The organism is Arthrobacter sp. UYNi723, from assembly GCF_054057635.1.
In genome coordinates this window covers 13451-37954 of the sequence record NZ_JBSRZM010000028.1, presented here as the reverse complement: position 1 = coordinate 37954, position 24504 = coordinate 13451, and the positions used below count along the sequence as shown (strand labels likewise).

The 24504-nt window shown below is 65.6% G+C and carries 22 protein-coding genes; 13 read left to right on the top strand and 9 right to left on the bottom strand.

Going from position 1 to position 24504, the window contains the following annotated elements:
• Positions 1–2: 2 nt before the first annotated feature.
• Positions 3–2885: an AfsR/SARP family transcriptional regulator gene (locus tag ACVWY0_RS18370; RefSeq protein WP_485837944.1), complete on the bottom strand. Its 2883-nt coding sequence runs from the start codon at positions 2883–2885 to the stop codon at positions 3–5.
• Positions 2886–3130: 245 nt separating this feature from the next.
• Between ACVWY0_RS18370 and ACVWY0_RS18365 the strand changes: the two genes are divergently transcribed.
• On the top strand, positions 3131–3622 hold the full coding sequence (locus ACVWY0_RS18365) for a hypothetical protein (protein WP_485837943.1): 492 nt from the start codon (positions 3131–3133) through the stop codon (positions 3620–3622).
• Positions 3623–3625: 3 nt separating this feature from the next.
• Here the strand turns inward: ACVWY0_RS18365 and ACVWY0_RS18360 are convergent, their stop codons facing one another.
• Positions 3626–5038 carry an aminotransferase-like domain-containing protein gene (locus ACVWY0_RS18360; RefSeq protein ID WP_485837942.1) on the bottom strand — a complete coding sequence of 471 codons (1413 nt, stop codon included), beginning with the start codon at positions 5036–5038 and terminating at the stop codon, positions 3626–3628.
• On the opposite strand from ACVWY0_RS18360, the gene ACVWY0_RS18355 reads away from it, so the two are divergent.
• Positions 5037–6014 carry a DMT family transporter gene (locus tag ACVWY0_RS18355; protein WP_485837941.1) on the top strand — a complete coding sequence of 326 codons (978 nt, stop codon included), beginning with the start codon at positions 5037–5039 and terminating at the stop codon, positions 6012–6014. The genes ACVWY0_RS18360 and ACVWY0_RS18355 overlap by 2 nt on opposite strands.
• A 4-nt stretch (positions 6015–6018) precedes the next feature.
• The gene (locus tag ACVWY0_RS18350) at positions 6019–6636 is read left to right on the top strand and encodes an FMN-binding negative transcriptional regulator (RefSeq protein WP_485837940.1); all 618 of its coding nucleotides are present in this window, start codon (positions 6019–6021) and stop codon (positions 6634–6636) included.
• Positions 6637–6675: 39 nt separating this feature from the next.
• On the opposite strand, the gene ACVWY0_RS18345 is transcribed toward ACVWY0_RS18350, so the two are convergent.
• Positions 6676–7494, bottom strand: coding sequence for an SDR family NAD(P)-dependent oxidoreductase (locus tag ACVWY0_RS18345; RefSeq protein ID WP_485837939.1), 819 nt, complete (start codon positions 7492–7494; stop codon positions 6676–6678).
• A gap of 141 nt (positions 7495–7635) precedes the next feature.
• On the opposite strand from ACVWY0_RS18345, the gene ACVWY0_RS18340 reads away from it, so the two are divergent.
• Complete coding sequence (locus ACVWY0_RS18340) at positions 7636–8013, top strand: TfoX/Sxy family protein (RefSeq protein WP_485837938.1); 378 nt, start codon at positions 7636–7638, stop codon at positions 8011–8013.
• A 138-nt stretch (positions 8014–8151) separates the two neighbouring features.
• On the opposite strand, the gene ACVWY0_RS18335 is transcribed toward ACVWY0_RS18340, so the two are convergent.
• Positions 8152–9555: a GntP family permease gene (locus ACVWY0_RS18335; RefSeq protein ID WP_485837937.1), complete on the bottom strand. Its 1404-nt coding sequence runs from the start codon at positions 9553–9555 to the stop codon at positions 8152–8154.
• A 66-nt stretch (positions 9556–9621) separates the two neighbouring features.
• Positions 9622–10185 (bottom strand): gluconokinase, encoded by a 564-nt coding sequence (locus ACVWY0_RS18330; protein WP_485837936.1) that lies wholly within the window; start codon positions 10183–10185, stop codon positions 9622–9624.
• A gap of 191 nt (positions 10186–10376) precedes the next feature.
• Between ACVWY0_RS18330 and ACVWY0_RS18325 the strand changes: the two genes are divergently transcribed.
• Together ACVWY0_RS18325 and ctaD are read left to right on the top strand one after the other, a co-directional pair.
• On the top strand, positions 10377–11111 hold the full coding sequence (locus tag ACVWY0_RS18325; protein WP_485837935.1) for a FadR/GntR family transcriptional regulator: 735 nt from the start codon (positions 10377–10379) through the stop codon (positions 11109–11111).
• Positions 11112–11280: 169 nt separating this feature from the next.
• On the top strand, positions 11281–13035 hold the full coding sequence (gene ctaD, locus ACVWY0_RS18320) for an aa3-type cytochrome oxidase subunit I (protein WP_485837934.1): 1755 nt from the start codon (positions 11281–11283) through the stop codon (positions 13033–13035).
• A 45-nt stretch (positions 13036–13080) separates the two neighbouring features.
• Here ctaD and ACVWY0_RS18315 read toward each other — a convergent pair whose 3' ends face one another.
• The 3 genes from ACVWY0_RS18315 to ACVWY0_RS18305 form a co-directional block, all read right to left on the bottom strand.
• On the bottom strand, positions 13081–14334 hold the full coding sequence (locus ACVWY0_RS18315; protein WP_485837933.1) for a plasmid pRiA4b ORF-3 family protein: 1254 nt from the start codon (positions 14332–14334) through the stop codon (positions 13081–13083).
• A 35-nt stretch (positions 14335–14369) separates the two neighbouring features.
• A complete protein-coding gene (locus ACVWY0_RS18310) occupies positions 14370–15059 on the bottom strand; it encodes a hypothetical protein (protein ID WP_485837932.1) in 690 nt (229 codons plus the stop codon).
• 127 nt (positions 15060–15186) lie between these two features.
• A complete protein-coding gene (locus tag ACVWY0_RS18305; RefSeq protein ID WP_024365339.1) occupies positions 15187–15390 on the bottom strand; it encodes a cold-shock protein in 204 nt (67 codons plus the stop codon).
• Between the two features lie 259 nt (positions 15391–15649).
• On the opposite strand from ACVWY0_RS18305, the gene ACVWY0_RS18300 reads away from it, so the two are divergent.
• The 7 genes from ACVWY0_RS18300 (at position 15650) to ACVWY0_RS18270 (ending at position 24004) form a co-directional block, all read left to right on the top strand.
• Complete coding sequence (locus ACVWY0_RS18300) at positions 15650–16432, top strand: alpha/beta fold hydrolase (RefSeq protein ID WP_485837931.1); 783 nt, start codon at positions 15650–15652, stop codon at positions 16430–16432.
• Positions 16433–16545: 113 nt separating this feature from the next.
• Complete coding sequence (locus ACVWY0_RS18295) at positions 16546–16812, top strand: type II toxin-antitoxin system Phd/YefM family antitoxin (protein ID WP_485837930.1); 267 nt, start codon at positions 16546–16548, stop codon at positions 16810–16812.
• Positions 16809–17231: a type II toxin-antitoxin system VapC family toxin gene (locus tag ACVWY0_RS18290; protein WP_485837929.1), complete on the top strand. Its 423-nt coding sequence runs from the start codon at positions 16809–16811 to the stop codon at positions 17229–17231. The genes ACVWY0_RS18295 and ACVWY0_RS18290 overlap by 4 nt, the downstream gene beginning before the upstream one ends.
• A 33-nt stretch (positions 17232–17264) precedes the next feature.
• Complete coding sequence (locus tag ACVWY0_RS18285; RefSeq protein ID WP_485837928.1) at positions 17265–18707, top strand: DUF3375 domain-containing protein; 1443 nt, start codon at positions 17265–17267, stop codon at positions 18705–18707.
• Positions 18704–19330, top strand: coding sequence for a DUF4194 domain-containing protein (locus ACVWY0_RS18280; RefSeq protein WP_485837927.1), 627 nt, complete (start codon positions 18704–18706; stop codon positions 19328–19330). The genes ACVWY0_RS18285 and ACVWY0_RS18280 overlap by 4 nt, the downstream gene beginning before the upstream one ends.
• Positions 19327–22752, top strand: coding sequence for an ATP-binding protein (locus ACVWY0_RS18275; RefSeq protein WP_485837926.1), 3426 nt, complete (start codon positions 19327–19329; stop codon positions 22750–22752). Before ACVWY0_RS18280 ends, ACVWY0_RS18275 begins: the two co-directional genes overlap by 4 nt.
• Positions 22742–24004: a Wadjet anti-phage system protein JetD domain-containing protein gene (locus ACVWY0_RS18270; RefSeq protein WP_485837925.1), complete on the top strand. Its 1263-nt coding sequence runs from the start codon at positions 22742–22744 to the stop codon at positions 24002–24004. Before ACVWY0_RS18275 ends, ACVWY0_RS18270 begins: the two co-directional genes overlap by 11 nt.
• Here ACVWY0_RS18270 and ACVWY0_RS18265 read toward each other — a convergent pair.
• On the bottom strand, positions 23994–24284 hold the full coding sequence (locus ACVWY0_RS18265; protein WP_252601264.1) for a hypothetical protein: 291 nt from the start codon (positions 24282–24284) through the stop codon (positions 23994–23996). The genes ACVWY0_RS18270 and ACVWY0_RS18265 overlap by 11 nt on opposite strands.
• Positions 24285–24504: the final 220 nt, after the last annotated feature.

Here is a 24504-nt window from a genome sequence, read left to right as displayed (position 1 = left end):
CTCTAAAGGACTTCCTGGACGATTTGAGTCAGAGTCATCGACTGGCCTCGCGCCCAGGAGAGACCGAACGGGATGGGGCCGGCCTGGGATCGGGCGCGGCTGATGATCCCTTCCACTCGACGCTGTTCCGGAGCGCTGAGCACCAGCCCACGGTCTCCACGGTAGGCGTGGACGGCAGCCAGAACTCGGATCGCCCGCTCATGACGGCCCTGCTCAACGTAGACGTCTGCAAGTGATTCAAGGAACGTCGCAATGTTGGTCTCTGCACCAAGCTCGACGACAGAACGTACTGCCTCGTTCAAGAGCCGCTCCGCAGCGTTGACGTCTCCAGCCTGACGGGTGCTGTCGGCCAGATTAACCAGCGCTATGCCAAGCAGCCATCTGTCCCCAAGTGGCCGCGCAAGCTCAAGGCTCCGTTGGCAGGAATCAATTGCCCGTGTGTAGTCGCCGGCATAGAACGAAGCCAGACCAAGGTTGGTGAGGGCAGCCGCCTTGATTCGTGGGCTGGCGTTGGGTGACCGTACGGCCGCTTCCGCAAATTGCTGTCCCGCCCCAAAGTCGTCATCTTGCATGGCCTGAACTGCCAGGCACGACAGGCTCCAGGCGACACCTTCTTCGTTACCGGCGAGCCGGAAGGCTTCCAGGGCCCGCTGATGGAGGCGCTTCGCCTTTCCATTGCGGCCGGTCATCCAGCAGAAGGTGGCAGTTCCACTGAATGCGGCGGCCTGGAGGTCCTTGGGAACATCCGTAGCCTGCTCAATCAGCCCTAGAGCGATTCCGCACTGCTCCGCCACGTCTTCTGTCAGCTGCCAAAAATGCCAAAGCTGCCCGATAAGCCTGAGGGCCAGTTCCGTTGAACCATCCGGACCGGCCGCCCACAGCAGCGCCGCTCGGAGGTCGAGGGCATCGGACTGCAACAGCCGGAAGGCTTCCACCTGGTCGTGCCCCCACAACCGGGGGCCGACAGCCTCGGCGAGGCCGAGGTAGTACTCGGCGTGCCGGCGTCGAACCGTCGCGGGGTTGTCGAGCGTGCACAGCCGGTCGCGGGCAAACTCGCGAATCGAATCCAGCAACGACGCCCGGCTTTGTCCTGCGGGATCGGTGTAGCGACGCAGCAGGCTGTGCCGGGCGAGCGCGGTCAGCACGTCTTCCGTCAGTAGGTCTTTGCCCACAGGCTCCGTGTCTGGCGGCACCCTACAGATGCTGCTGACTGCCGCCATGGTCGGATCCGCAGCGAAGACGCCGAGCTGGTCGAAAAGCTCTCGCTCCGCCCCGCCCAACAACTCGTAACTCCACGCGATCGTGGCCGTCAGCGTCCGCTGGCGGGCCGGAAGGTCGCGGAACGCTGCAGGCAACGCGGCGAGACTGACTTCAAGGTCCTCCAGGAGGGCACTCTCGCTGCGGTGCCGCAACTGCGCGGCCGCCAGTTCAATGGCCAGCGGCAGGCCGTCCAGCCGGTGGCACAGCCGGGTGAGCACGGCCGCATTGGCATGGTCAACGTCGAAATGCGGACGGACCGCCCGGCCGCGGGCCAGGAGCAGTTTCACGGCCGGCACCTCCCGTAACAGCCGCGGAGGCAGGGGCGCGTCGAGCGGCGGCAGGGCCAGTGGCGAGAGCTCATATTCGTACTCTGCGCGCAGCCCGAGGCGTCTCCGGCTCGTGGTCAGGATCAGGAGGTCGGGGGCTGCGGTGAGCATATCCAGCACCACCGGCCAGGCCTCCTCCAGATGCTCGAAATTGTCCAGGACCAGCAGCAGCCGGCGGGTACGCAGGAAGCGGGACGCGACCTTCAGCGGATCTTCACCGCCCCAGTCCTCCAGGCCAAGGGCCGCGGCGATGGCGCCTGGAACTTGCTGCACCTGGGTGAGCGGGGCCAGATTAACCCAGCCCACGCCGTCGGCCATCCGCTCACCGAGCCGGGCGGCGGCCGCCAACGCGAGGCGGGTTTTTCCCGTCCCGCCCGGACCCGTGACGGTCAGCAGCCGGCACCCCTCCGAGCGGTACAGGGAGCACACTTCCCCCAGCTCTGCTTCCCGGCCAACCATCGGAGTGAGTTCGGCCGGCAGGTTGTCCAGCCGTTGCCTGATCCCGCGGTGCCCGTCGGCGGCGGGGGCAGCGAGCGACCCATCCTGCCGCAGCACCAGCGTTTCCAGTTCCCGCAGGCGCGTACCGGGATCAATACCCAGTTCTGCCGCGAAGATGCCGCGCGCTTCACGGCATGTAGCCAGTGCATCCGCCTGCCGCTCGGAACGGTACAGGGCGAGCACAAGTGAGCCCCACAGGCGTTCCCGGTATGGATGCCGCTGAACCAGTCGCCGCAGCTCCCCCACCAACGTGCCGTGCCGGCCCAAAGCGAGCTCGACGTCGATGAGGTCCTGATAAGCGTCCAGCCGGGCTTCTTCCAGCTCGTCCAGATCCGGACCCAGAAGTTCGACGTCGGCAAGGTTAGGGAAGGCGGACCCCTTGAAGAGCTCCATGGCGTGACGCAGATATTCTGCTCCGCCTGCCAAATCCCCCGACTGAACAGCCCGCTCCCCGGCGGAAACGTGCTCACGGAACTGCAGCAAGTCGAGTTCGTCTTCGGTGGCTGTCAGGATGTAGCCGCCGGGCCGGCTGGCCAGCCGTTGGGAAGCCACATCTTTGGACCGGCCGGGCTCGAGCAGGCGTCTGAGGTTGGCCACGTACACCTGCAGTTGTGGTCCTGGTTGGGAGGGTGGCCGGCCCTCCCAGACTGCCTCGGCCAGGAAGTCAGTGGGCACCACCGAGTTAGCCCGCAGAGCAAGGCACGCCAGGACTATCCGAAGTTTCCCGCTGCCCACGCTGACCGGTGTGCCGTCGGCAACGACTTCCAGCGGGCCCAGGGTCCTGATCCACAGTGCGCCCATCGCCAAGCACCCCTCACCGACCGGCCGCTGGCCCGGACCTGACCGGCCCGGTACTGCGGAACTCATCGACCAGCGACCCCATTGCGCCCGCCCTGACACGCGATGGGCCCCGAGGAGCCGCATCAACCCCATCATGCTCCTGCGGCGGGCAGAGGGTCCAGAGTCCCGGCAGCGATTAAGGACCGGTTAAGCCCCGGGAGCCACGCTTGAGTCACCCATCCGATATACGTTCGAAAGGAAATCCCATGAAAACCACGATTACCCGCGCATTGGCCCCTGCAGCCTTGGCTGCAGCCGCCCTGGTCGCCCCTGCGCCCCCGGCTGTTGCCGCCGCTACTCCCGGGCCGATTGCTGGCTCATTCACCGTGCCATGCCCGGGCTTCAAGGTGGTCCTCACGGCTGACGGCAAGGTAGGGTCCATCGCACTGCCCGGTGACAGGGGGAAGATCATCTGGCCTGGCTTGAGTATCATTGTCACGGCTAAATCAGGGAAGTCTGTAACCTATCAGGGCGCCACAGGCGTGACACACACAGAGACGCTCTCCGATGGCGGCCAGTACGTTACAGCGACGGGACGCAACGTCATCACGGTCCCCAAGGCCAACGGACATCCTGTGGGGGTGTTCTTCACGATCGGTACCGTCAGCTGGATCCTCAACGCCGACGGAACGGAACGAGGAGATATGTTTTCGGGTAGCGGCACGGTAACCGACGTCTGCGCCGAACTGGCCGGCTGAGTTCTAGGACGCGTTGCGTTCGATTGCCTGGCCGATGATCCGGGCGCCCTCGGGAAAGGCGCCCGGATTCGTCCCTGAGTAGTTAAGCCGGATGAACGGGCCTGCTGGTTCGGCCGGGAACCATTCGTTTCCCGCGGCGATGATCACCCCGGCGCTTTCGCAGTCGCGGGTCAGCCGTTCGAGGTCGGTCCCGTCGGGCAGCCGCGCCCACAGGTTCAGGCCGCCCTTGGGCACCTGCTCGATGTGCGCCTGCGGGGCGTGCTGGCGCAGGCTGGTGACCAGCAGGTCGCGGCGTGACTCGAGCTGGTGGCGGAGGCTGCGAAGGTGCGTCTGCCACCCGGGCTGCGTCACGACGTCGAGCGCTGCCGCCTGGAGCAGCCCGCTGACGTACATCGATTCGGCCGCCCGGTCCGCCAGGATGCGCTCCCGTGCCGGACCGCGGGCGATCACCGCGGCGACCCGGATCGACGGTGACACGCTCTTGGTCAGCGAGCGCAGGTAGACCACGTGGCCGGAGTCATCGCGGGAGGCGACGGGCACGGGGTTGGAGCTGATGCCAAAGTCGTGCGCCCAGTCGTCCTCCACAAGGAACGCGCCCTTCGCGCGCACCACGTCCAGGACCTGTTCACGCCGTTCAGCAGACCACTGCGCGCCAGTGGGGTTGGCGTAGTTGGGCTGCGCGTAGAACAGCCGCGCGCCGGACTCCTCAAAGGCTCGGGCCAGTTCCGCCGGGTCCGGTCCGTCCGGTCCGCTGGGCACCGGGACAATGCGCACGCCGCCTTGCCCCGCTGCCAGGATGGCACCCCAGTAGGACGGCGATTCCATCAGCAGCGGCTGTCCGCGGCCCGCGAGCGCGCTGAAGATGGAGCTCAGCCCGCTTTGGCTTCCGGGGAGTACGACGACGTCGCTCGGGTTCGGCGGGGTGGTCCCGGCCGGTGTCGAGGCACCGAGTTCGTGCGCGAACCACGATTGCAGTTCCGGCATTCCGGCTGCGGGCGGACGGAACAAAGCCGCGTCACCGCGGGCTGCCCGGGCAATGGCGGCCCGCACCAGCCGCTCGGGCAGGAGTTCGCGGTCCGGGTAGCCGGAGTGGAAGGAGATGGCATCGTTGGCCACGTTGCGCATGGTGCTGGACGCCGGGGGCGGGGGCGCCAGCGGGGAACGGAGGGCCGCCGTCTGCCAGCCGTAGTCGGACGGACGGGCGCTCCGGACGGCGCGCACGAAGGTCCCCACGCCGGGCCGGCTCTCGATCAGCCCCTGTGCCGTGAGCGTCTGCAGGGCCTTCTGCACCGTGACGGGACTGGCCTGGTACTCGGCCACCAGCGAGCGCGTGGACGGCAGCTTCGCACCGGGCGCGGCCGAAGAAATCCATTTCTTCAGGTGCGCCACAATCCGGGAACTGCTATCGTTGTTCATGAGAGACAATAGTAGCGCTACTACGCTTTTACCGCCAGTGATACCGTCCCGTCAGCCCATCGGCCTCTGGTGGGGTCTCATCGGAGTAGCGGCGTTCTCCTTCACGGTTCCGTTCACGAAGGTGGCCGTCGAGTCCCTGTCGCCGCTGTTTATCGGGTCAGGCCGTGCGGTGGTAGCTGCCATCCTCGCCGCCTTCGCGCTCGCCCTCACCCGGCAGCGGCTACCCCGCGGCACGCAGTGGGTCCGCCTCGCGGTCGTGGCCGGCGGCATCGTCGTCGGGTTTCCCCTGCTGACTTCCTTTGCGCTCACCAACACCCCGGCCAGTCACGGGGCAGTGGTGATCGCCCTGTTGCCCGCCGCGACGGCGACCGTGGCTGTCCTGCGGGGGCGTGAGCATCCCCCGCTGGCGTTCTGGCTCATCACCGGCGTGGGCGGGTTGGCCGCAATAGCGTTTGGCTCCCTGCAGTCCGGCGGGTTCGGGCAGCTGCACTGGGCCGATCTGCTGCTCCTCGGCGCGGTCATTGCCGCGGCCATTGGCTACGCGGAAGGCGGCCTGCTGGCCCGTGAGCTCGGCGCCTGGCAGACGGTGTCGTGGGCGCTCGTTCTGGCGTCGCCGCTGATGGTGTTCCTGGCGGCGTTGTCCGTGGCGCAGCAGCCGCCGTCGGGCACACCGGTGCAGTGGCTGGCCTTTGCCTACCTCGGCGTGGTTAGCATGTTCCTCGGCTTCTTCGCCTGGTACCGCGGCTTGGCTATTGGCCCCATGGCCCAGGTCAGCCAGATCCAGCTTGTCCAGCCCGTGCTGAGCATCTGCTGGGCGGGCCTCCTGCTCGGCGAGTCGCTGACTTTGCCCACCATGGTGGGCGGCCTTGCTGTGATCCTCTGCGCAGGGGCCGCCGTCCGGGTCCGGCTCAAGCCAGCCTCAACTCACGCCGCCGGCCTCCGCACAACCAAATCCCTCCAGCCAACAAAGGATTAGTCCCATGTACACGCCAGTCCATTTTGAAGCCGGCCCCGACGCCATCCATGAACTACTGACCCGGCCGGGCGCCGCCAACTTGGTCACCATGACGTCAGGAGGCTTGATCGCCACGCTGCTGCCGTTTGTCTACGATTCCTCGGTGGGCGAGCACGGCGCGCTGCAGACGCACGTCGCCAGGAACAACCCCCAGTGGTCCGAACCGGCCAGCGGGGAATCCCTGATGATCATCCAGGGCGCGGACGCCTACATTTCGCCGTCCTGGTACGCGTCGAAGGCCGAGCACGGCCGCGTTGTGCCTACGTGGAACTACTCGACGGCGCACGTGTACGGCCATCTCGTGATCCATGACGACCCGGCCTGGCTCGCCGGCCAGGTCAGGCGGCTCACCGGCGTCCACGAGGCCGGTTTTGACCACCCGTGGAGCGTGGACGATGCGCCGGAGCGCTACATCTCCGGCCAGCTTCGCGGCATCGTGGGCATTGAACTGGTGATTACAAGGATCGAAGCCAAGGCCAAGTTGAGCCAGAACCGGCCCGACGCCGATATCGACGGCGTGGTCGCTGGCCTCAGCTCCAAGGGACAGGCAGAGAGCGCCACTGACGTCGAGCGGGCACGCTGACTCGGTTCAGGCCTGGACCGGCGCCCCTGCAAAACCGGCTCAGCGGGCGATGAGCGCCTCGCTGGCCTCCCACAGACCCTGCGCCAGCTCGGCGTCGTACGCCTGGGCGTTGGCCTTGGCAAGGGCGCGCTTGGCGTAGTAGGCGCCGGAGATCCAGTCGGTGCCGGCGGTGCCGTTGACGAGCCAGAGCAGGTTGTCGGCGCCCTGGTCCGGCGTGAGCATAAAGCGGTTGAGCAGGGTCTTGTAGGCGTGCCGCATGGGGCTGGTGGAGTCCGCCGCGAAGTTGGTGCGGACCACGCCCGGGTGGAACGCCGCCGTCGTGATTCCCTGCTCGCCGAAGCGGCGGTGCAGCTCGGACGTGAAGAGGATGTTGGCGAGTTTGGCGGTGCCGTAGGCGCGGTTGGTGGAGTAGGTGTGCTCCGATTTGAGGTCGAAGAGGTCCATTTTGCCGAAGCCGTTGGCCGCGCTGGCGGTGTTGATGACCTTGGCGTTGCTGGCGGTGAGGACATCCATCAGTTCGGTGGTGAGCAGGAACGGCGCCAGGTGGTTGATCTGGAAGGTGGACTCGTTACCGTCCACGGTCAGCAGGTGCTTGCCCAAGATGCCGCCGGCATTGTTGGCCAGGACGTCGATACGCGGGTAGTCGGACTTCAGCTGCGCGGCGAGCGTACGCACCTGGTCCAGCTCGGCGAAGTCACTGACGAAGTAGTCCGCGTTCAGCTCCTTCGCGATGGCCTGCGTCTTCTCCTCGGAACGGCCGACGACGACCACCCGGTCGCCTGCCTGCGTCAGCGTCCGCGCGGCTGCCGCGCCGATGCCGTCGCTGGCGCCGGTGATCACGATGGTGCGTTGGGTCAAGGGGTGTCCTTTGGTTGAGGTGGGAACCTGGGAGGTGAGTGCGGACTCCTGCAAGCCTAGCGGTACGGAAATTCTGTCCACGGCGCCCGGGCGGGCATAAGCTGCACAAGGAATCACACCGCAACCCTGGGAGAATGCCACATGGAGATGGCCAAAGCGTCCGACGAAGCCAAGGAGCGCTTCCGCTCAGTAGTGCCGGACAACCCCGAAGTAGTCGTCAAGCCGATGTTCGGCAACCTGGGCGCCTTCGTGAACGGCAACATGTTCGCCGGACTGTTCGGTTCCACCATCGGAGTGAAGCTGTCCGACACCGACCGGCAGGAGCTGGAAAGCTCCGAGCGGACCGTCCCGTTCGGCCCGGCGGAGCGGCCCATGGGCGGCTACACCGGGCTGCCGGAGGTGTGGAACGCCGAGGGCGAGGGTGACGACGCGCGGGCAAGCGCGTGGGTGGAGAAGGCCTTCGAGTACGTCGCGGGGCTCCCGCCGAAAGCGCCCAAGGCAGCCAAACCGCGCAAGTAGGCGCCGGTGGCTGAACTTGTCGAAACCCGGGGTTTCGACAAGCTCAACCACCGAAGTCAAGCACGACGGCGGGGCGGCCAGAATTTCTCTGGACGCCCCGCCGTCGTACTTCAGTCAGCCGTGGCTGGAGTCGGTTCGCTAACCCGCCACGCCGGCGAGCAGGAACAGGACCGCGGCGATGGCGAAGCCCATGACACCGATCAGGGTTTCCATGACGGTCCAGGTCCGCAGGGTGGTCTTGACGTCCATGCCGAAGAAGCGGCCCACCAGCCAGAAACCGGAGTCGTTGACGTGGGAGACCACCACGGAGCCGGCCGCCACGGCGATAACCAGCGCGGCGACCTGCATACCGGTCAGTCCGGCGGTGGCCACGGCCGGGGCGATGAGGCCCGCGGTGGTGGTCAGGGCCACGGTGGCGGAACCCTGGGCGATGCGCAGGATGGCGGAGATCAGGAAGCCGGCCAGGATCAACGGGATGCCCAGGTTGCCCAGGACATCGGCGAGTGCCGCGCCGATGCCCGAGGTTCGCAGGACACCGCCGAACATGCCGCCGGCGCCCGTGATCAGGATGACGGAGCAGACCGGGCCAAGCGAGGATTCGAGCAGCTTCTCGATGGCGCCGGCGTCCTTGCCGCGGCGGGCGCCCAGGACGAACACGGCTACCAGGACGGCGATCAGCAGGGCTACGGGGGTTTCACCAATGGTGCGCAGGATCTGGAACCACTGCTCGCTCTTGACCGAGTCGGAAAGCACGCCGGAGGACGCCAGGGTGTTCAGGCCGGTGTTGATGAAGATCAGGACGAGCGGCAGGAGCAGCAGGCCGATGATGGTGCGGAAGCGCGGCGGGTGGGACTCGGCCTCGGCGCTGGCGTGGCCGAGGATTTCCGGCACCGGGAGGACCAGCTTCTTGCCGGTCCAGAGGCCAAACAGGTAGGCGGTGACGTACCAGGTGGGGATGGCGGCGATGAGGCCGGCGATCAGGACCAGGCCGATGTTGGCATCAAAGAAGGCGGCAGCGGAGACCGGGCCTGGGTGCGGCGGCAGAAAAATGTGCATCACGGAGAACGCACCGGCGGCCGGGAGGCCGTAGCGCAGCACTCCCCCGCCCAGGCGGTGGGCCACGGCGAAGACGACAGGCAGCATGACAACCAGGCCGGCATCGAAGAAGATGGGGAAGCCGAAGATCAGGGAGGCAAGGCCCAGGGCGAACGGGGCACGCTTTTCGCCGAACACGCCGATCAGGTAGTCGGCCAGCACCTTGGCGCCGCCGCTGGTCTCAACGATGCGCCCGAGCATTGCGCCCAGTCCCACCAGGAGCGCCACGGTGCCCAGGGTTGTGCCGAACCCGTTGATCAGCACCGGAACCACCTGGTTGGCGGGGATTCCGGTGGCGAATGCCGTCGCGAGGCTGATCACGATCAGGGCGACGAGTGCGTGCATCCGCAGCTTGATAATCAGAAACAGCAATACGGCGATTGCCGCAGCCGCGATGAGCAGCAGGGGGCCTGCGCCCAGCGTCTGGGTCCATCCTTCGATGACCATGGTTCTCCTTTGAAACAGAACTACTTGGGGATTGGGGAAAATTGGGCCGGCTCAGCAGGCGCCGGCTCAGCTGGCGCTGGGCTCCATGTGGGCGCTCGGCTCCAGACCCGCGGGAAGCTCGAGGCCAGCCAGCACGGCGGCGACGATCTCCTCCGGGGAGTTGGAGATGTCCAGGCGGAGGCTGCCGGCGGCAAGCTCGTTGCCGGTCAGCGGCTCCAGGGTGGCCAGCTGGCTGGGCAGGAGGGTGGGCGGCATAAAGTGGCCTTCGCGGCCCTGCATGCGATGGCCGATCAGGTCGGCCCCGCCGTCGAGGTGGATGAACAGGACCCGGCCCTGCGCGTCGGAGAGCAGCTGACGGTAGCTCTGCTTGAGCGCGGAGCAGGTGAGCACGGTGCTCTTCCCGGCAGCGGCATTTGCGGTCATCCAGTCCTGGATTTCCTGCAGCCAGGGCCAGCGGTCCCCGTCCTGCAGGGGAATGCCCTGGGTCATCTTGTCGATATTTGACTGGGGGTGGAACTCGTCCGCTTCGGCACAGGCCCAGCCAAGCTGCTGGGAAAGCGCAGCCGCAATGGTGGACTTGCCGGAACCGGCAACGCCCATCACCACCAGGTGCGTGGCTGGATACTGCATGTTTTACCTCCGAAGAAGACGCCGTTGGCTAAATGAAGAAAGCTCATGGCGCACCTCACAGGGAACTGCGCCGGGAGATAAGGTATCACCATTTCGAGCCATAGATAGTATCTTTTGGTGTCACAAGTCATACCTTTGGGACTTTGTCGGTACGATTGGAGGGCGCACAGGCGCAGACGAAAGCAGGAAAGATGTCGACGGCGACACCACCGGACGCGGATGACGCGCACGACGGCGGGGCTTCCCCCGCCATGCATGAACGCGTTCTCGAGGCGGTTGGCTCTGCCATCGCGGCAGGGAGCCTTCCTCCGGGCAGCCGGCTGACCCTTGAGGGCCTCCAGCAGGAGTACGGCATCTCCCGCACCGTTGCGCGGGACAGCATGAAGGTCCTGGAGTCCATGAACCTGGTGTATTCGCGCCGGCGGGTGGGCATCGTGGTCCAGGAGCGCAGGCTGTGGAATGTCTTCGATCCCAAGCTGGTGCGCTGGCGCCTTGGCTCTGTCCGGCGCGACATCCAGTACAGCAGCCTCACGGAGCTGCGCATCGCCATCGAGCCCATTGCAGCCGCAGGTGCTGCCCGCCGGGCGAGCGCCGCGGAACGGGCCAAGCTGGTTGCCCTGGCTGCGGAGCTGCGGCGGCTGGGCGAAGCCGGCGAACTTGAGGCGTTCCTGGCGGTGGACATCGAGTTCCATTGCCTGCTGCTCCAAAGCTGCGGCAATGAGATGTTCACAGCGTTGGAAGGCATGGTGGCCGAGGTGCTCACCAGCCGGACCAAGCAAGGCCTGATGCCCTTCAAACCGCGGAACGAAGCGTTACAGGCCCACGAGGATGTTGCGGCCGCAGTGGCCCGCGGCGACGCGGTGGGGGCGGAGACCGCCGTCCACCACATCCTGGACGAGGTCCGGAACGCGATGGGCCTGCACTGACCCGGTGGTTGAGCTGGGCCCACACCCGCAGGGTTCCCTGGCCGAGCTTGCGAGGTTAGGGAACGGGTGGGGAGAAACCCTTCCCGCCCCCTGATTTCCTGAGTAGCCTGCAATTAGGCTCATGCAAAGGGCCCATACCTGCCGTCCAGAAGTATCTGTGAGGTGAAAGATGGCCACCACCGGACATTCACGAATAGGGACCGCCGCAACTGCTGCTCCTGCGGTAGTACCCCGGCGCAAAGGCGCCATGGTGGTCAGCTGGATGACCTCCACCGACCACAAGGTCATCGGGTACATGTACCTGATCGCCTCGTTTGTGTTCTTCCTGATGGCTGGAGTGATGGCACTGCTGATCCGGGCCGAGCTCTTCGAACCCGGCATGCAGGTCCTGCAGACCAAAGAGCAGTACAACCAGCTGTTCACGATGCATGGCACCATGATGCTGCTGATGTTCGCCACCCCGCTGTTCGCCGGCTTCGGCAATGTCATCATGCCGCTGCAGATCGGCGCTCCCGACGTCGCGTTCCCGCGGCTGAACGCCCTGGCCTTCTGGTTCTTCCTCTTCGGCTCCACCATCGCCGTGTCCGGCTTCATCACCCCGCAGGGCGCTGCGGCGTTCGGCTGGTTCGCCTACGCGCCATTGAACAACACCACCTTCACCCCTGGCATCGGCGGTGACCTCTGGGTCTTCGGCCTGGCGCTGTCCGGATTCGGCACCATCCTGGGTGCGGTCAACTTCATCACCACCATCATCTGCATGCGCGCCCCGGGCCTGACCATGTGGCGGATGCCCATCTTCACCTGGAACACACTGGTCACGGCCATCATGGTGATCATGGCATTCCCGCCGCTGGCCGCGGCCCTGTTCGCACTGGGGGCGGACCGCAAGTTCGGTGCCCACATCTATGACCCGGAGAATGGCGGCGCTATTCTCTGGCAGCACCTGTTCTGGTTCTTCGGCCACCCCGAGGTCTACATCATTGCGCTGCCGTTCTTCGGCATTGTGTCCGAGATCTTCCCGGTCTTCAGCCGCAAACCGATCTTCGGCTACAAGGGCCTTGTCTACGCCACCATCGCCATCGCAGCCCTGTCCATGACCGTGTGGGCGCACCACATGTACGTGACCGGTTCGGTGCTGCTGCCGTTCTTCGCCTTCATGACCATGCTGATCGCGGTGCCAACCGGCGTGAAGTTCTTCAACTGGATCGGCACCATGTGGCGCGGCTCCCTGACGTTCGAGACTCCCATGCTGTGGGCCCTCGGCTTCCTCATCACTTTCCTCTTCGGCGGCCTGACCGGCATCATCCTGGCTTCACCGCCGCTGGACTTCCACGTCTCCGATTCCTACTTCGTGGTGGCGCACTTCCACTACGTGGTGTTCGGCACCGTGGTGTTCGCGATGTTCGCAGGCTTCTACTTCTGGTGGCCAAAGTTCACCGGCAAGATGCTCAACGAGCGCCTCGGAAAGATCCACTTCTGGATGCTGTTCCTGGGCTTCCATGGGACCTTCCTGATCCAGCACTGGCTGGGTGTCAAGGGCATGCCCCGCCGCTACGCGGACTATCTGGTGGAGGACAACTTCGCCTGGATGAACCAGTTCTCCACCATCTCGTCATTCCTTCTCGGCGCCTCGACAATTGCGTTCTTCTGGAATGTTTACATCACGTCGCGCAGCACGGAGCGCGTCGAGGTGGATGACCCGTGGGGCTTCGGAGCCTCGCTCGAGTGGGCAACGTCCTGCCCGCCGCCGCGCCACAACTTCATGTCCCTGCCCCGGATCCGTTCGGAACGTCCCGCCCTGGACCTCCACCACCCCGAGCTCAGCGTCCGCGCGCACGAAACCACGCATAGCCCAGCCGCGGCCGCCCTCGGTGCTGCCGATATCGGCGAAAAGGACGTACGCAATCCAAACCCGGACGAGTGACGGGCGTTGAGCCTGCCAACCTCCGGTGGTTGAGCCTGTAGAAACCTAAACCGAGCGGCCCACAGCCTGGACCGCCAGCATGAACTTCACGCCGCCGTCGGTTAGCAGTGCCCTGTCAAGAGGCCCCACTTTGGGCGCCATCAGGTGCAGGCACTTGAAGTTTCGCCGCACCACGCGGTTGATGTCGCTGACCCACTCGTCCGGGATGGGATGGCCGGACCGGGTAACAAACCCGGCGGCCAGCATGACGCCGCGGATCGCCTCCATCTCGCGGTTCCACGTGGGCGCGATGCCACTGAGATGCCAGTCCGTGTGGACGCGGGTGACCAGCCGGACGGCGTCGTGCTCCTGATGGCCGACGGCATCCACGAGGTAGTCCCACAGCTCCGCGGGCCGTTCCAGGCAGCGTTTTCCGCGTGGCGTGAGCACCAGCCTGCCCTTGAACTTCCGCAGGAGCTTCCAGTCGATGAGGTGTAGCCGGAGCTCGAGAACCGGCCGTGCGTGCGTCTCGCGGTTGCCCTTGCCCATGATGGGATCGCTCCAGCCGAGCTCGTCCATGGCGCGTTTGACCATGGCGGGCTTCAGGTAGCCGTCCTTGGTGAGTTCCAGGCCGTCCGGAGCGGCGTTTTCCAACAGCCAGCGGACCGGCAGCAACACGGCGTCGCGCTCCTCGTCCGTGAGGGGCTGCGGCCACCATTGGAGGCTGAGCAGCCGGAGTTTTCGGTTGGCGGCCCGGCGGTCGAATTCGGCGGGTGCAAAGTGGCTGCCATACTCGCCCGTTACGCCGGAGATCCAGTACTTCGCCGCCGAGTGTTCCGGATGCTCCGGGTCCGAGACGATCTGCAGCAGTCGCTTGTAGCCGTGCGGTCCGCCGGAGTCCTCCACCGGTCCGCGGTTGGCTCCATCAACGCACAGCAGTTCCCCGGCCGGAAGGTCCGTTGAACCAAGCAGCTCCACGTGATGCGTCCAGCTGTCGCCAAAGTCGTATTCGTATTCCAGTGCGGTTCCCGGCTTTTGAGGATCCAGCAGTTCGGAAAGTACAACGCCGACGGCCGGTTCTGCGTCCAGATCTTCCGTGAGGTCGTGGGGACCCACAATCTCCCGCGCCTTTCCGGCCCTGTCCACGCCGCGGATGGCGTAGAGGTGGCTGTTTTCCCAGCCGAAGGCGGCCTGAACAGCGAGGTGGAACTCGGGAACCGTCAGTGTCAAAGGGACCTGCAGCCTCCGCCAGATCAGCGGTTCGGTGTCCGTGATGCTGATCCGGAGGTCGAAGGCGTGGACGGTTCCGGAAAGTTGCATGCGTGCCATCCTGCCAGAGTGCGTCCGGGGATCCGTCATAGTGCAGGCTCAACGGACTCAACGGACTCAACGGCATAGGGTTTGGTGGCCGCCCGCCGCAGCGGATGACGCAGGCGCACCTGGTACGGACCATTCCGGAACGTGGCGCGGGGGTCCATCTGGACAACCACGAGTGGTTCGTCGCGGGAGCAGTCCAGCCGTACCACCATGCCATCCCGCCGCCCGTTCACGTACAGCGGGGTTGCCCGCTCCACGGCTGTTTCCTGAAGGCGTTCCCGATATTCCTGCTCTGCCGCCAGGAAGAGGATTCCATGCGCCAGCCCCATGACTTTCAGCGGGATCACGGCGTCAGGCGGTGCGGGTTCCGTGGTGGGCAGAGCGCGGACGTGGTGTTCCTGCGCAGCTGACGCCCTGGCGGCCTTCGCGTGCCGGTCGCATTCCGTGCACCGGGTCCGCTCCCCGACGGCGGCCAATGGGGTCACGAACAGTCTTCTGGGGGCGTGGTCCCAGCTGTTGGCCGTGACCTGGCACCACGCCGGGTGGTAGTCCGTCCCGTACTTCATGATGTAGACCTGGTCGTCGCCCAGCAGGGGCGCCCCGTCCGGACGGGCGGCGGGCTCCACTGGTTTGAGCTCGCCAGGGCCTCTGGCCTCTGCCTGGGCGGAGCGGCTGAAATTGAGGTACGTGCGGATCAGCGGACTGAGTCGGCGTTTTGATATTGGCACGGAAATGCGCGGCCTCTCTGTGCTGGAACGATGCGATCAGCACATCCGGGTTAACAAAAACAGGGCCGGTCAGATGACCGGCCCTGTTTTGAAAATGAAACCCTAAGGCCCCAGAATCTCTAAAGAATTAGAGTGCCTGGATGTTGACGGCCTGGGGACCCTTGGGGCCCTGCTCGGTTTCGAAGGAAACCTTCTGGTTCTCTTCGAGTGAGCGGAAGCCGGAAGAGGCGATCGCGGAGTAGTGAGCGAAAACGTCCTGTGAGGAGTCATCGGGGGAAATGAAGCCGAAGCCCTTTTCAGCGTTAAACCATTTGACGGTACCAGTAGCCATTATTTTTGTCCTTCGTGAAGGTGGAGGAAAAGTCCCGACTTTCGGGTCCTCCGGTGTGGGGTGTTCAAAACCGCTACTTCAGAAAGACGCGGACTTTCGACCGCGCGTACTGCCTGAACTACCAACTGCATAAACACAACAACAGGATCAACAGTACAGGAGATTTTCCGAACCATTTACCACCGGCCACCGAGACGCTTGGTTGAGCCTCCAAGATCCGGTGGTTGAGCCTGTCGAAACCCAGGCGTACCGTTCTCCCATGGGACCAATTCGGGCCATCCTTCTACCGGGTGCTGTACTCCCCGCCCAGGCCGCCTTCGGCGAACTCATCGCAGCCCTCGGGCCGGATATCCAGGCAATCGCCAAGGATCTCGAGCTCTACGCGGACGATGGGCCGCCGGCGGACTGGAGCCTGGACACAGAGATCGACGGCGTGCTGCGCGAAGCCGATACCCGGGGATGGGAGACGTTCCACTTAACGGGCTATTCAGGTGGCGGCGCGGCGGCGCTGGCGTTCGCTGCCAAGCACCCTGGCAGGCTGCTGAGCCTGGCGCTGCTGGAACCTGCCTGGGCCGGGAACTGGGACTGGAGCCCTGCGTACACGGAGCTCCGAAAGAAGTACGAGCAGCTGGAAACACTCCCGCCGGAACAGTTCATGCCCGCCTTCATGAGGCTCGGAGTTAAGCCCGACGTCGTCCTTCCGCCGCCGCCGGATCCCCCGCCGCCGTGGATGGCCAACCGGCCGGCGGGTATCAGGGCGTTCCTGCGAACCTTCAAAAACTATGACCTGGAGAGGGCGCGTTTGGCTGCCTTTCGCCAGCCCGTCTACTTCGCCTTGGGCGGCCTGAGCAATCCCCATGACTACGGCGATATCGCCAGCCGGCTGTCCAGGGTCTTCTTCCCGGACTTCCACCTGGAAGTGTTCCCCAAGCGCCACCATTTCGATCCGCCACACCGGATCGAGCCCGAGCGGCTGGCTGAATTGCTCCGGCGGCACTGGGAGCAGGCGGTGGTTGAGCCTGTCGAAACCCACGGTGGTTGAGCCTGTCGAAACCCACGGTGGTTGAGCCTGTCGAAACCGAGCCTCCCGAAACCCGCAGTGGGTGATCCTTACCCTCGGGCGCACAGATTGCTACGCTTGCTACGGAGGTAACCATGGCGACCATTCCACACCGGGAACTGCGCAACCAGAGCAGCAGAATCCTGGAGCGCGTTAAGAACGGCGAAACCATCGACGTCACGAACAACGGCGAGATCGCCGCAACCTTGATCCCGCCGTCGGCGTCGCCCTTTGAGCGGTTGCTGCTGGCGGGCCAGGTACGTCCAGCCGCCAAGGGGCCGGTCGATTTCCAGACGCTGCCGCGCGTCCCGTCCGAAGCCGGCACGGCTGAGATCCTGGCTGACCTCCGCGGGGACCGGTGATCATCTACCTGGACACGTCGGCTGTCCTCAAGCTGGTGGTCGAAGAGCCAGAATCATCCGCGGCCGCCCAATACCTCTCAACCGCGGCAGCCCAGGGCCACCAGCTGGTGGCCTCGATGCTGCTCCATACAGAACTCCATTGCGCGGCCCATCACCGCGGATTTCCCGGCGAGACCGTCAATACGGTCGTGGGAGCCATCAACCTGGTCGATCTTGCCCGCTCGGACCTTATGTACGCGGCGGCCCTGCCCGGCAAGCTCCGAAGCGCCGACGCCATACATCTGGCCGCAGCCATCCGGCTGCAGTCCGACTTAATGGTGGCGTATGACGCCGAGCTCCTGGCTGCTGCCGTCGATGCGGGCATCAACGTCCTGTCGCCGGGGACGACAAGTTCGATCACTGTCACCGTCCCCGTGTAGCTTAGGAATAACAGCACCCTGCATGAGGACGCCATGGATTTCTACGCCATCAACGCACTGCGTGAGAACCACGCAGGGTGGTCCCTGCTCCGCGCACAGAACGCCCCGCTGGCCGTCAGCTTCTTCATCAAGGCCTTCACCGGGCCCAACCAACGGGACATCGGCCGGCAGCAACTCATTGACCACCTCGACGATGTCCTGTTCGGCCTCCGTGAAGTCTTTGGCGAGGACAGGTTCCCCCGCCCGGCCGGTGAGTACCTGGACGAGTGGGCCGCCCCGGAACGCGCGTGGCTGAGAAAGTATTACGTGCCCGGCCATGACGAGCCCCGCTACGATCTCACCGCCGCCGCCGAGGACGTGGTCCGCTGGGTGGAGAGCCTGAGCGGGCGGGACTTCGTGGCCACCCAGTCCAGGCTGACCAGCATCTTCGCCGTGCTTAAAGCCCTGGTCCAGCAGTCCGAAACCGATCCGGAGGTCAGGCTCGCCGAGCTCCAGCGCCAGCGGGACGGAATCGACGCCGAGATGCAGCGGATCAAGGACGGCAACATCCGCGTGATGACGGCTCCGGAAGCCCTGGACCACTTCCAGCAGCTGACCACCCTGGCCAAGGACCTGCTCTCCGATTTCCGGGAGGTGGAGCAGAATTTCCGCAAGCTGGACCGGCAGGTCCGCGAACAGATCGCCACGTGGGACGGCACCCAGGGCGAGCTGCTGGCCTCCATCTTCGCCAACCAGCAGGACATCAGCGGCTCCCTCCAGGGCCGCACGTTCCAGGGCTTCTGGGACTACCTGATGTCCCCGCAGCTGCGCACCGAACTGCGGGACCTGCTGCAGCGGGCCACCCAGATCGACGCCCTCGCCAAACTGGACAACCTGCACGCCGTGACCAACCTGCACCAGGACTGGCTGCCCGCCGTCGAGCAGACCCAGGCCACAGTCCGCCAGCTCTCACAGCAGATGCGCCGGCTCCTGGACGACAAGGTGTTCCTGGAGAACAAGCGCATCATGCAGCTCGTCAGGAGCATCGAATCCGGCGCACTGGGCACCCGGGAGGTGCCGCCGTCGGGCGTCTTTTTGGAGATCGCGACGCAGTCCGTGGACGTCGTGCTCCCCTTCGAACGGCCGCTGTATGAGCCGAGCCGGCGGATCATGGTGGACGACGTCGTGGTGGCGGCAAACGACACGGAAGTGGACGCCGGCGCCCTCTTCCGCCAGTTCCACGTGGACACGGAACGCCTGAAGTCCAATATCGACGATGTCCTTGCCGGCGCTGAGCAGGCCACCCTTGGCGAGGTGGCGGCGGCGCATCCCCTCTCGCAGGGACTGGCCGAAATCGTTGCCTACTACCAGCTCGCCACCGAATCGGACTGGGCCTCCATCAACCCGGACGAGTCACAGCAGTTGTCCTGGCAGCTCCCGGACGGCAGCATCCGGGAAGCCACCGTCGAACAGATCATCTTCGTGAGGCCAGCATGACCACCACAGACGCACCTGAAACACACACGCCCGAGGAACTTCCCGGCGTCGTCACCAGGCTCTTCAAAGGCGTGGTGTACGCCGAGTCCGACGAGAAGATCTGGCAGTCGCTGCTGGGACTGTCCTCCCACGTCCGCGACTACGTGGCTGTGCTTGGCCTTGACCTGATCCTGGACGAGTCCGAGGGCTACGCGTTCCTGAAATCGCGCGAGGATCCGGACGGCACACTTCCGCGGCTCATCCCACGCCGCCCGCTCACCTTCAACGTCAGCCTCCTCCTGGCGCTGCTCCGCGGCCGGATGCTCGAATTCGACACGAACAGCAGCGAACTGCGCCTGATCATGACCGAGCAGGACATCGCGGACATGGTGGCCGTCTTCCTGCCCGAATCCAGCAACGAGGCTCGGATCCTGGACCAGCTCGGCACCAACATCAAGAAGGTGGTGGAGCTGGGCTTCCTGCGGAAACTGCGCGGCCAGTCGGGCACGTACGAGGTGGCCCGGATCCTGAAGGCATACGTGGATGCCCAGTGGCTGGAGGAATTCGACGCGCGGCTGGCCGATTACCGCGCTTCGCTCACCGGAGCCACCGCCACCGGCCCCAAGGAAGAGGACCGCACATGACCACCGAGACGGCCACCGCCACTAATGCTGAGGCTGACCAGCAGGAGATGCTGTTCAGCCTGGATGAAAAAGCGGACGACGCCGGCACTCCCCCGGGCTTCCGGCTGCACCGTCTGGAGCTGCTCAACTGGGGCACCTTCCATCAGGAGGTGCGGACGTTCCGGCTTGACGGTTCGAACAGCCTGCTGACCGGCGACATCGGCTCCGGGAAGTCGACAGTGGTGGATGCGATCACCACCTTGCTGCTGCCGGCCAACAGGATCGAGTACAACAAGGCGGCGGGTGCACAGAAGAAGGAACGCACGCTGATGTCGTACGTGAGGGGTTTCCATAAGAGCACCCGGAGCGCAGGCGGTGAATACTCCAAGCCTGTAGCGCTGCGCGGCACCGGCAAGCTGACAGTGGTCCTGGGCGTGTTCCACAACGCCGTCCTGGGCAAGTCAATCAGCCTGGCCATCACGCTCTGGGCCACCCAGGAGGCCGGCCAGCCGAACCGCTTCTACTCGCTGGTGGAGGGCGAGCAGTCCATCGCCGGGGACTTCGCCAACTTCGGCCAGGACCCCGCGAAGCTGAAGAAGCAGCTCCGGGCCGCGGGGGCGTCCATCCATGAAACCTTCGAGCCCTACGCGGCGGCGTTCAAGCGGCAGTTCGGCATCAGCGGCAATCAGGCCATGGAGCTGTTCCACCGCACGGTGTCCATGAAGCAGGTGGAGAACATCACCAACTTCGTGCGCACCAACATGCTCGAGGAAGACGACGTCGAAGCCCGGATCGGCAACCTCATCCACCACTTCGACGACCTGAAAAAAGCCCACGACGCCGTCCTCCGCGCCAAGGACCAGATCGCCCTGCTCACCCCCATCACCGAGGGCGCGGCCCAGCACACCGCCCTGAGCCGGGACGATGAATTCGCCCGCCAACAGCGGGACCAGCTGCACCCGTGGTTCACGGACCGGAAGCTGCAGCTGAGCATCGAGCACCAGACGGAACTGCAGAATACCGGCCTGCGGCTGCAGGAGGACAGCGGCAAGCTGGCCACCGAAATCACCCAGCTCCGCCTCGACCTGGCCGCCGTCAAGGAAGACATCCGCAGCAACGGCGGCGGCCGGCTGGCCGCCATCGAGGCCGAGGCCGCACGGCTGGGCGAAGAGTCCCGGTCCCAGCGGGTGCGCTTCGAAAAGTACGCCGAAGCTGCCGCGGAGCTCGGTCTTCAGGCCCCGGCCGACCGCGTCCAGTTCGACGCCAACCGGGCCCGGCTGGCCGACGTCGAAAAGGAACTCGCCGCCACAGCCAACGACGTGCAGGATAGCCGCACCGAACTGACCATGACGCGCACGGTGCTCACCGGCCGCGCCACCGACATCGCCGCGGAGCTGACCAGCCTGCAGGCGCGCCCCAACCTGCTGCCGCGCCCCCAGGTGGAGCTCCGCCGTCGGCTCTGCGACGGGACCGGCATCCAGGAATCTGACCTGCCGTACGCCGGCGAGCTGCTGCGTGTCCGCGACGGCGAGGCGGCCTGGGAAGGCGCCGCCGAACGCACCCTGCGCGGCTTTGCGCTGTCGCTGCTGGTGCCGTCGGAGCACTACGCTGCGGTGAGCGGCTGGGTGGACGGCAACAACCTGCGCGGCCGGCTGGTGTACCTGAAGATCGGCGAATCGTACGCTCCGAAGCCGGCCGAGGCGGGCACGCTGGGGGCGAAGATCGCCATCAAGCAGGGGACTCCGTTCCGCAATTTCCTGCTGGATGAGCTCAGCAGCCGCTTCGACTATTTCTGCTGCGACACGCTGGAGGACTTCCGCCGTCGCTCCAAGGCCCTCACCGCCAACGGCCAGCTCAAGGGCGGCCGCGGCCGGCACGAGAAGGATGACCGGCAGGACCTGTCTGACCGCCGGAACTATGTCCTGGGCTGGGACAACCTGGACAAGATCAGCCGTTTCCGCGCCGAACAGGACGAGGTCCAGGGCCAGCTCAGCGTGGTGGCTGGCCAGCTGTCCCGGGTCAACGATTCGCTGGGCGCCATCGGCCGGCAGAACCAGCAGCTGGGCATCATCGGGGCGGTCTCGGACTTCGCCGAGCTCAGCTGGCAGCTCACCGCACGCCGCATCGAGGAGCTCAAGGCAGAAAAGGCCCAGCTGGAGTCCACCAGCGACGTGCTGCGGCAGCTGACGGCGAAGGAAGCCGAGCTCACCGGAAAACTGGAACGCCTGCAGGTGCGGGCCGATGACGTCCAGCGCCGGATCGGCTCCAACGAGGGCGCGGCCAAGGACATCGTCGAGGCGATCGAGGACTGCCGCAGCGTCCTGAACGAGACCCCGTTGACGGACGACGTCGGCGTGCTGGCCGCCGTCGCAAGGCTCGCCGCCGGGGCACTCGCCGGCAAGCCGCTCACCTACAAGAACACCGGCACCGTGGAAAGTGCGGTCCGGAATGGGCTGACCGACACCATCGACGCGCTGTCCAAGCAGATCGCCCGGGCCGCCGAGAAGACTGTCCGGCTGATGGCCGAGTTCCGGAACAAGTACCCGAACGAGACCACGGAGATTGACGCCGCCCTGGAGTCCGCCGGCGAGTTCGGCAAGCTGCTGGAGCAGCTGGTCAGCAACGATCTGCCGCGCTTCGAGGCGCATTTCAAGGAGTCCCTGAACCAGAACACCATCCATGAGGTGGTGGCGTTCAACGCGTTCCTGGACAGCCGCCGGCAGGACATCGTGAACCGGATCGGCGAAATCAACCTGTCCTTGGCCGGGATTGAGTACAACGCCGGCCGGCACATCCAGCTGGAGCACCAGAACAGCACCGACCTGGACGTGCGGCAGTTCGGGATGGACCTGCGGGCCTGTTCGGAGGGCACCATCGGCGACGATGACCAGTACTCGGAGCAGAAGTACCTTCAGGTGGCGCGCCTGATCGAGCGGTTCCGGGGCCGGGACGGCTACACCACCCTCGACGAGCGCTGGACCGCCAAGGTCACGGATGTCCGGAACTGGTTCACGTTTTCCGCCTCGGAGAAGTGGACCGAAACCGGCGAGGAGTTTGAGCACTTCACGGATTCGGGCGGCAAGTCCGGCGGCCAGAAGGAGAAGCTCGCCTACACCATCCTCGCGGCCGCCCTGGCCTTTCAGTTCGGGCTGGCGTCCGGCAAGGGCGCCGGCAAAAACGCCGGCAGCGGGCGCAGCTTCCGGTTCGTGGTCATCGATGAGGCGTTCGGCCGCGGCTCCGACGAGTCGGCCCGGTACGGGCTGGAGCTGTTCCAGCGGATGAAGCTGCAGCTGCTGATCGTCACTCCCCTGCAGAAGATCCATGTGATCGAACCCTTTGTCTCCCATGTGGGGTTCGTGGCCAACACCAACGGCGACGATTCGCAGCTGCGGAACATGACCATCCAGGAATACCGGGACGAGCGGGACCGGCGTGCCGGCTGACGCACGCGGTCTCGGCTGGACCACGCTGGCAGACCTGCGGGCGCAGTCGCTGAAGGCCTGGGGCAGCGGGGCGCTGCTGCGCGAGGTGCTGGAACCGGGCGGACTGTACCCCCGCCGTCGTCCGTTGAAGCGTCCGACGGCGGCGACCCTCCGGAGTGACTACGCTGCGGCGAGTGCGTGGGCGGCTGAGTTGTTCGCCGCAGTGGGTCCGTTCAGCCTGGAAACCGCGGAGGTGGGCCGCACCACGGTGGGGGCCAACCAGCTGCCCGCCGCGGCGGTGTTCGCGTCTGCGGAGGCCGAGATTGCTTTTACAGGCAGGATGAAGGACGCCGCCCGGTTTGTGGAGCTTGCCGGCGGGTTGTCAGCACTGGATCCTGCGTTCCGCGGGTGGGCGCTGAAGCGGCCGTTGAAGCTTTTGGAGCTCGGGGCTGATGTGCTGACGGCTGCCCGGGTGGCGCTCTGGCTGCGGGACCACCCCGAGCCGGGGTTCTACGTCCGGCAGCTGAGCCTGCCCGGCGTGCACACCAAGTTCATCGAGAACCACCGGGCTGTTGTTGGCGAGCTGGCATCGGAGCTGCGGGCGGACGTTGTTGATGTTTCAGATGCCGAGGAGGACGGGGGCCTGGCTGAGACCCCGGCCGCGCCCGGTTCGCTGCTCGGCTTGACCCCGGCCCGGACGCCGGCGGCGCGCTTCGCTGCGGCGCACGGCTTCCTGCATCCGCCCGAGCTGGTCCGGTTCCGCCTTCTGGATCCCGGCATGCAGCTGCTTGGCCAGGCGCGGGACCTGACCGTCACCGCGGAGGCGTTCAGCACCCTGCAGCTGCCCATCAGCACAGTGATGATCACCGAGAACCTGGTCAACTTCCTGGCCGTCCCGGAGCGCCCGGACGCGCTGGCCGTCTATGGGGGCGGTTATGGGTTCTCATCGCTGCGGGATGCCGGGTGGCTGCGGAACTGCGAGGTCCTCTACTGGGGCGACCTGGACACCCACGGGTTCCGGATCCTCGACCAGCTCCGCGCGGTCCACCCGCACGTGGTGAGCCTGCTGATGGACGAAGCCACGCTGCTGGCCCACCGCGATGCCTGGGGCAGTGAGCCGTCGCCGTCGAAAGCTGTGTTGACCCGGTTGACCGCCGAGGAGTCGGCGCTCTACGACGGGCTCCGCAGCGACGCCTACGGTATTGCGGTCAGGCTGGAGCAGGAGCTGATCCGCTGGAACTGGGCGCTGGAGCGGCTCGATATCAGTCACTGAGACTGCTCACGGTGACTTCGAATTCTTCCACCGCAACGATCTGCGTTTTTTCCGCCTCGCTGTTCTCCTTGCGGATCTTGTTTGCTTCCTGCCGGCTGGCAGTCATCGCTTCCTCGGTATCCCAAAGCGTGATGGAGATGGCCTTGTCTATTTCTTTCCCGCTCAGGTAGTAGATTCCCTTGCAGCCGGGGATCTGACGCACCCTGCTGACGATGTCTTCCGTAGGGGTGTCTGAGACCGTCTCGGGGCCGGTCTTGTACGTGCTGACTCTAGCGAACATCGGTTTTTCCTCCCGTAGTCACTGCGCGGAACCGCTGGCCGGCTCCCCGTTGCGACACAGGGAACCAGTCCGTGCGGCAGGAACCTGGTGTTGCCATCCGTAGCAGATGTCCTCCGGATGGCGGTTCCTTCCATTAGTAAGGACCGGCCAAGGTCCAAAAGCAAGGCCCTGAAACTGGCCAGCTATGACTGCTGGCAGTGCGGCGGGTGACAGGAGTAAT

What these genes read in the sequence shown, in the direction of transcription:
- ACVWY0_RS18370 (WP_485837944.1), bottom strand. Translation starts at nt 2,885, where the DNA reads ATGGGCGCACTGTGGATCAGGACCCTGGGCCCGCTGGAAGTCGTTGCC.
- ACVWY0_RS18365 (WP_485837943.1), top strand. Translation starts at nt 3,131, where the DNA reads ATGAAAACCACGATTACCCGCGCATTGGCCCCTGCAGCCTTGGCTGCA.
- ACVWY0_RS18355 (WP_485837941.1), top strand. Translation starts at nt 5,037, where the DNA reads ATGAGAGACAATAGTAGCGCTACTACGCTTTTACCGCCAGTGATACCG.
- ACVWY0_RS18360 (WP_485837942.1), bottom strand. Translation starts at nt 5,038, where the DNA reads ATGAACAACGATAGCAGTTCCCGGATTGTGGCGCACCTGAAGAAATGG.
- ACVWY0_RS18350 (WP_485837940.1), top strand. Translation starts at nt 6,019, where the DNA reads ATGTACACGCCAGTCCATTTTGAAGCCGGCCCCGACGCCATCCATGAA.
- ACVWY0_RS18340 (WP_485837938.1), top strand. Translation starts at nt 7,636, where the DNA reads ATGGAGATGGCCAAAGCGTCCGACGAAGCCAAGGAGCGCTTCCGCTCA.
- ACVWY0_RS18335 (WP_485837937.1), bottom strand. Translation starts at nt 9,555, where the DNA reads ATGGTCATCGAAGGATGGACCCAGACGCTGGGCGCAGGCCCCCTGCTG.
- ACVWY0_RS18330 (WP_485837936.1), bottom strand. Translation starts at nt 10,185, where the DNA reads ATGCAGTATCCAGCCACGCACCTGGTGGTGATGGGCGTTGCCGGTTCC.
- ACVWY0_RS18325 (WP_485837935.1), top strand. Translation starts at nt 10,377, where the DNA reads ATGTCGACGGCGACACCACCGGACGCGGATGACGCGCACGACGGCGGG.
- ctaD (WP_485837934.1), top strand. Translation starts at nt 11,281, where the DNA reads ATGGCCACCACCGGACATTCACGAATAGGGACCGCCGCAACTGCTGCT.
- ACVWY0_RS18315 (WP_485837933.1), bottom strand. Translation starts at nt 14,334, where the DNA reads ATGCAACTTTCCGGAACCGTCCACGCCTTCGACCTCCGGATCAGCATC.
- ACVWY0_RS18305 (WP_024365339.1), bottom strand. Translation starts at nt 15,390, where the DNA reads ATGGCTACTGGTACCGTCAAATGGTTTAACGCTGAAAAGGGCTTCGGC.
- ACVWY0_RS18300 (WP_485837931.1), top strand. Translation starts at nt 15,650, where the DNA reads ATGGGACCAATTCGGGCCATCCTTCTACCGGGTGCTGTACTCCCCGCC.
- ACVWY0_RS18295 (WP_485837930.1), top strand. Translation starts at nt 16,546, where the DNA reads ATGGCGACCATTCCACACCGGGAACTGCGCAACCAGAGCAGCAGAATC.
- ACVWY0_RS18285 (WP_485837928.1), top strand. Translation starts at nt 17,265, where the DNA reads ATGGATTTCTACGCCATCAACGCACTGCGTGAGAACCACGCAGGGTGG.
- ACVWY0_RS18280 (WP_485837927.1), top strand. Translation starts at nt 18,704, where the DNA reads ATGACCACCACAGACGCACCTGAAACACACACGCCCGAGGAACTTCCC.
- ACVWY0_RS18275 (WP_485837926.1), top strand. Translation starts at nt 19,327, where the DNA reads ATGACCACCGAGACGGCCACCGCCACTAATGCTGAGGCTGACCAGCAG.
- ACVWY0_RS18265 (WP_252601264.1), bottom strand. Translation starts at nt 24,284, where the DNA reads ATGTTCGCTAGAGTCAGCACGTACAAGACCGGCCCCGAGACGGTCTCA.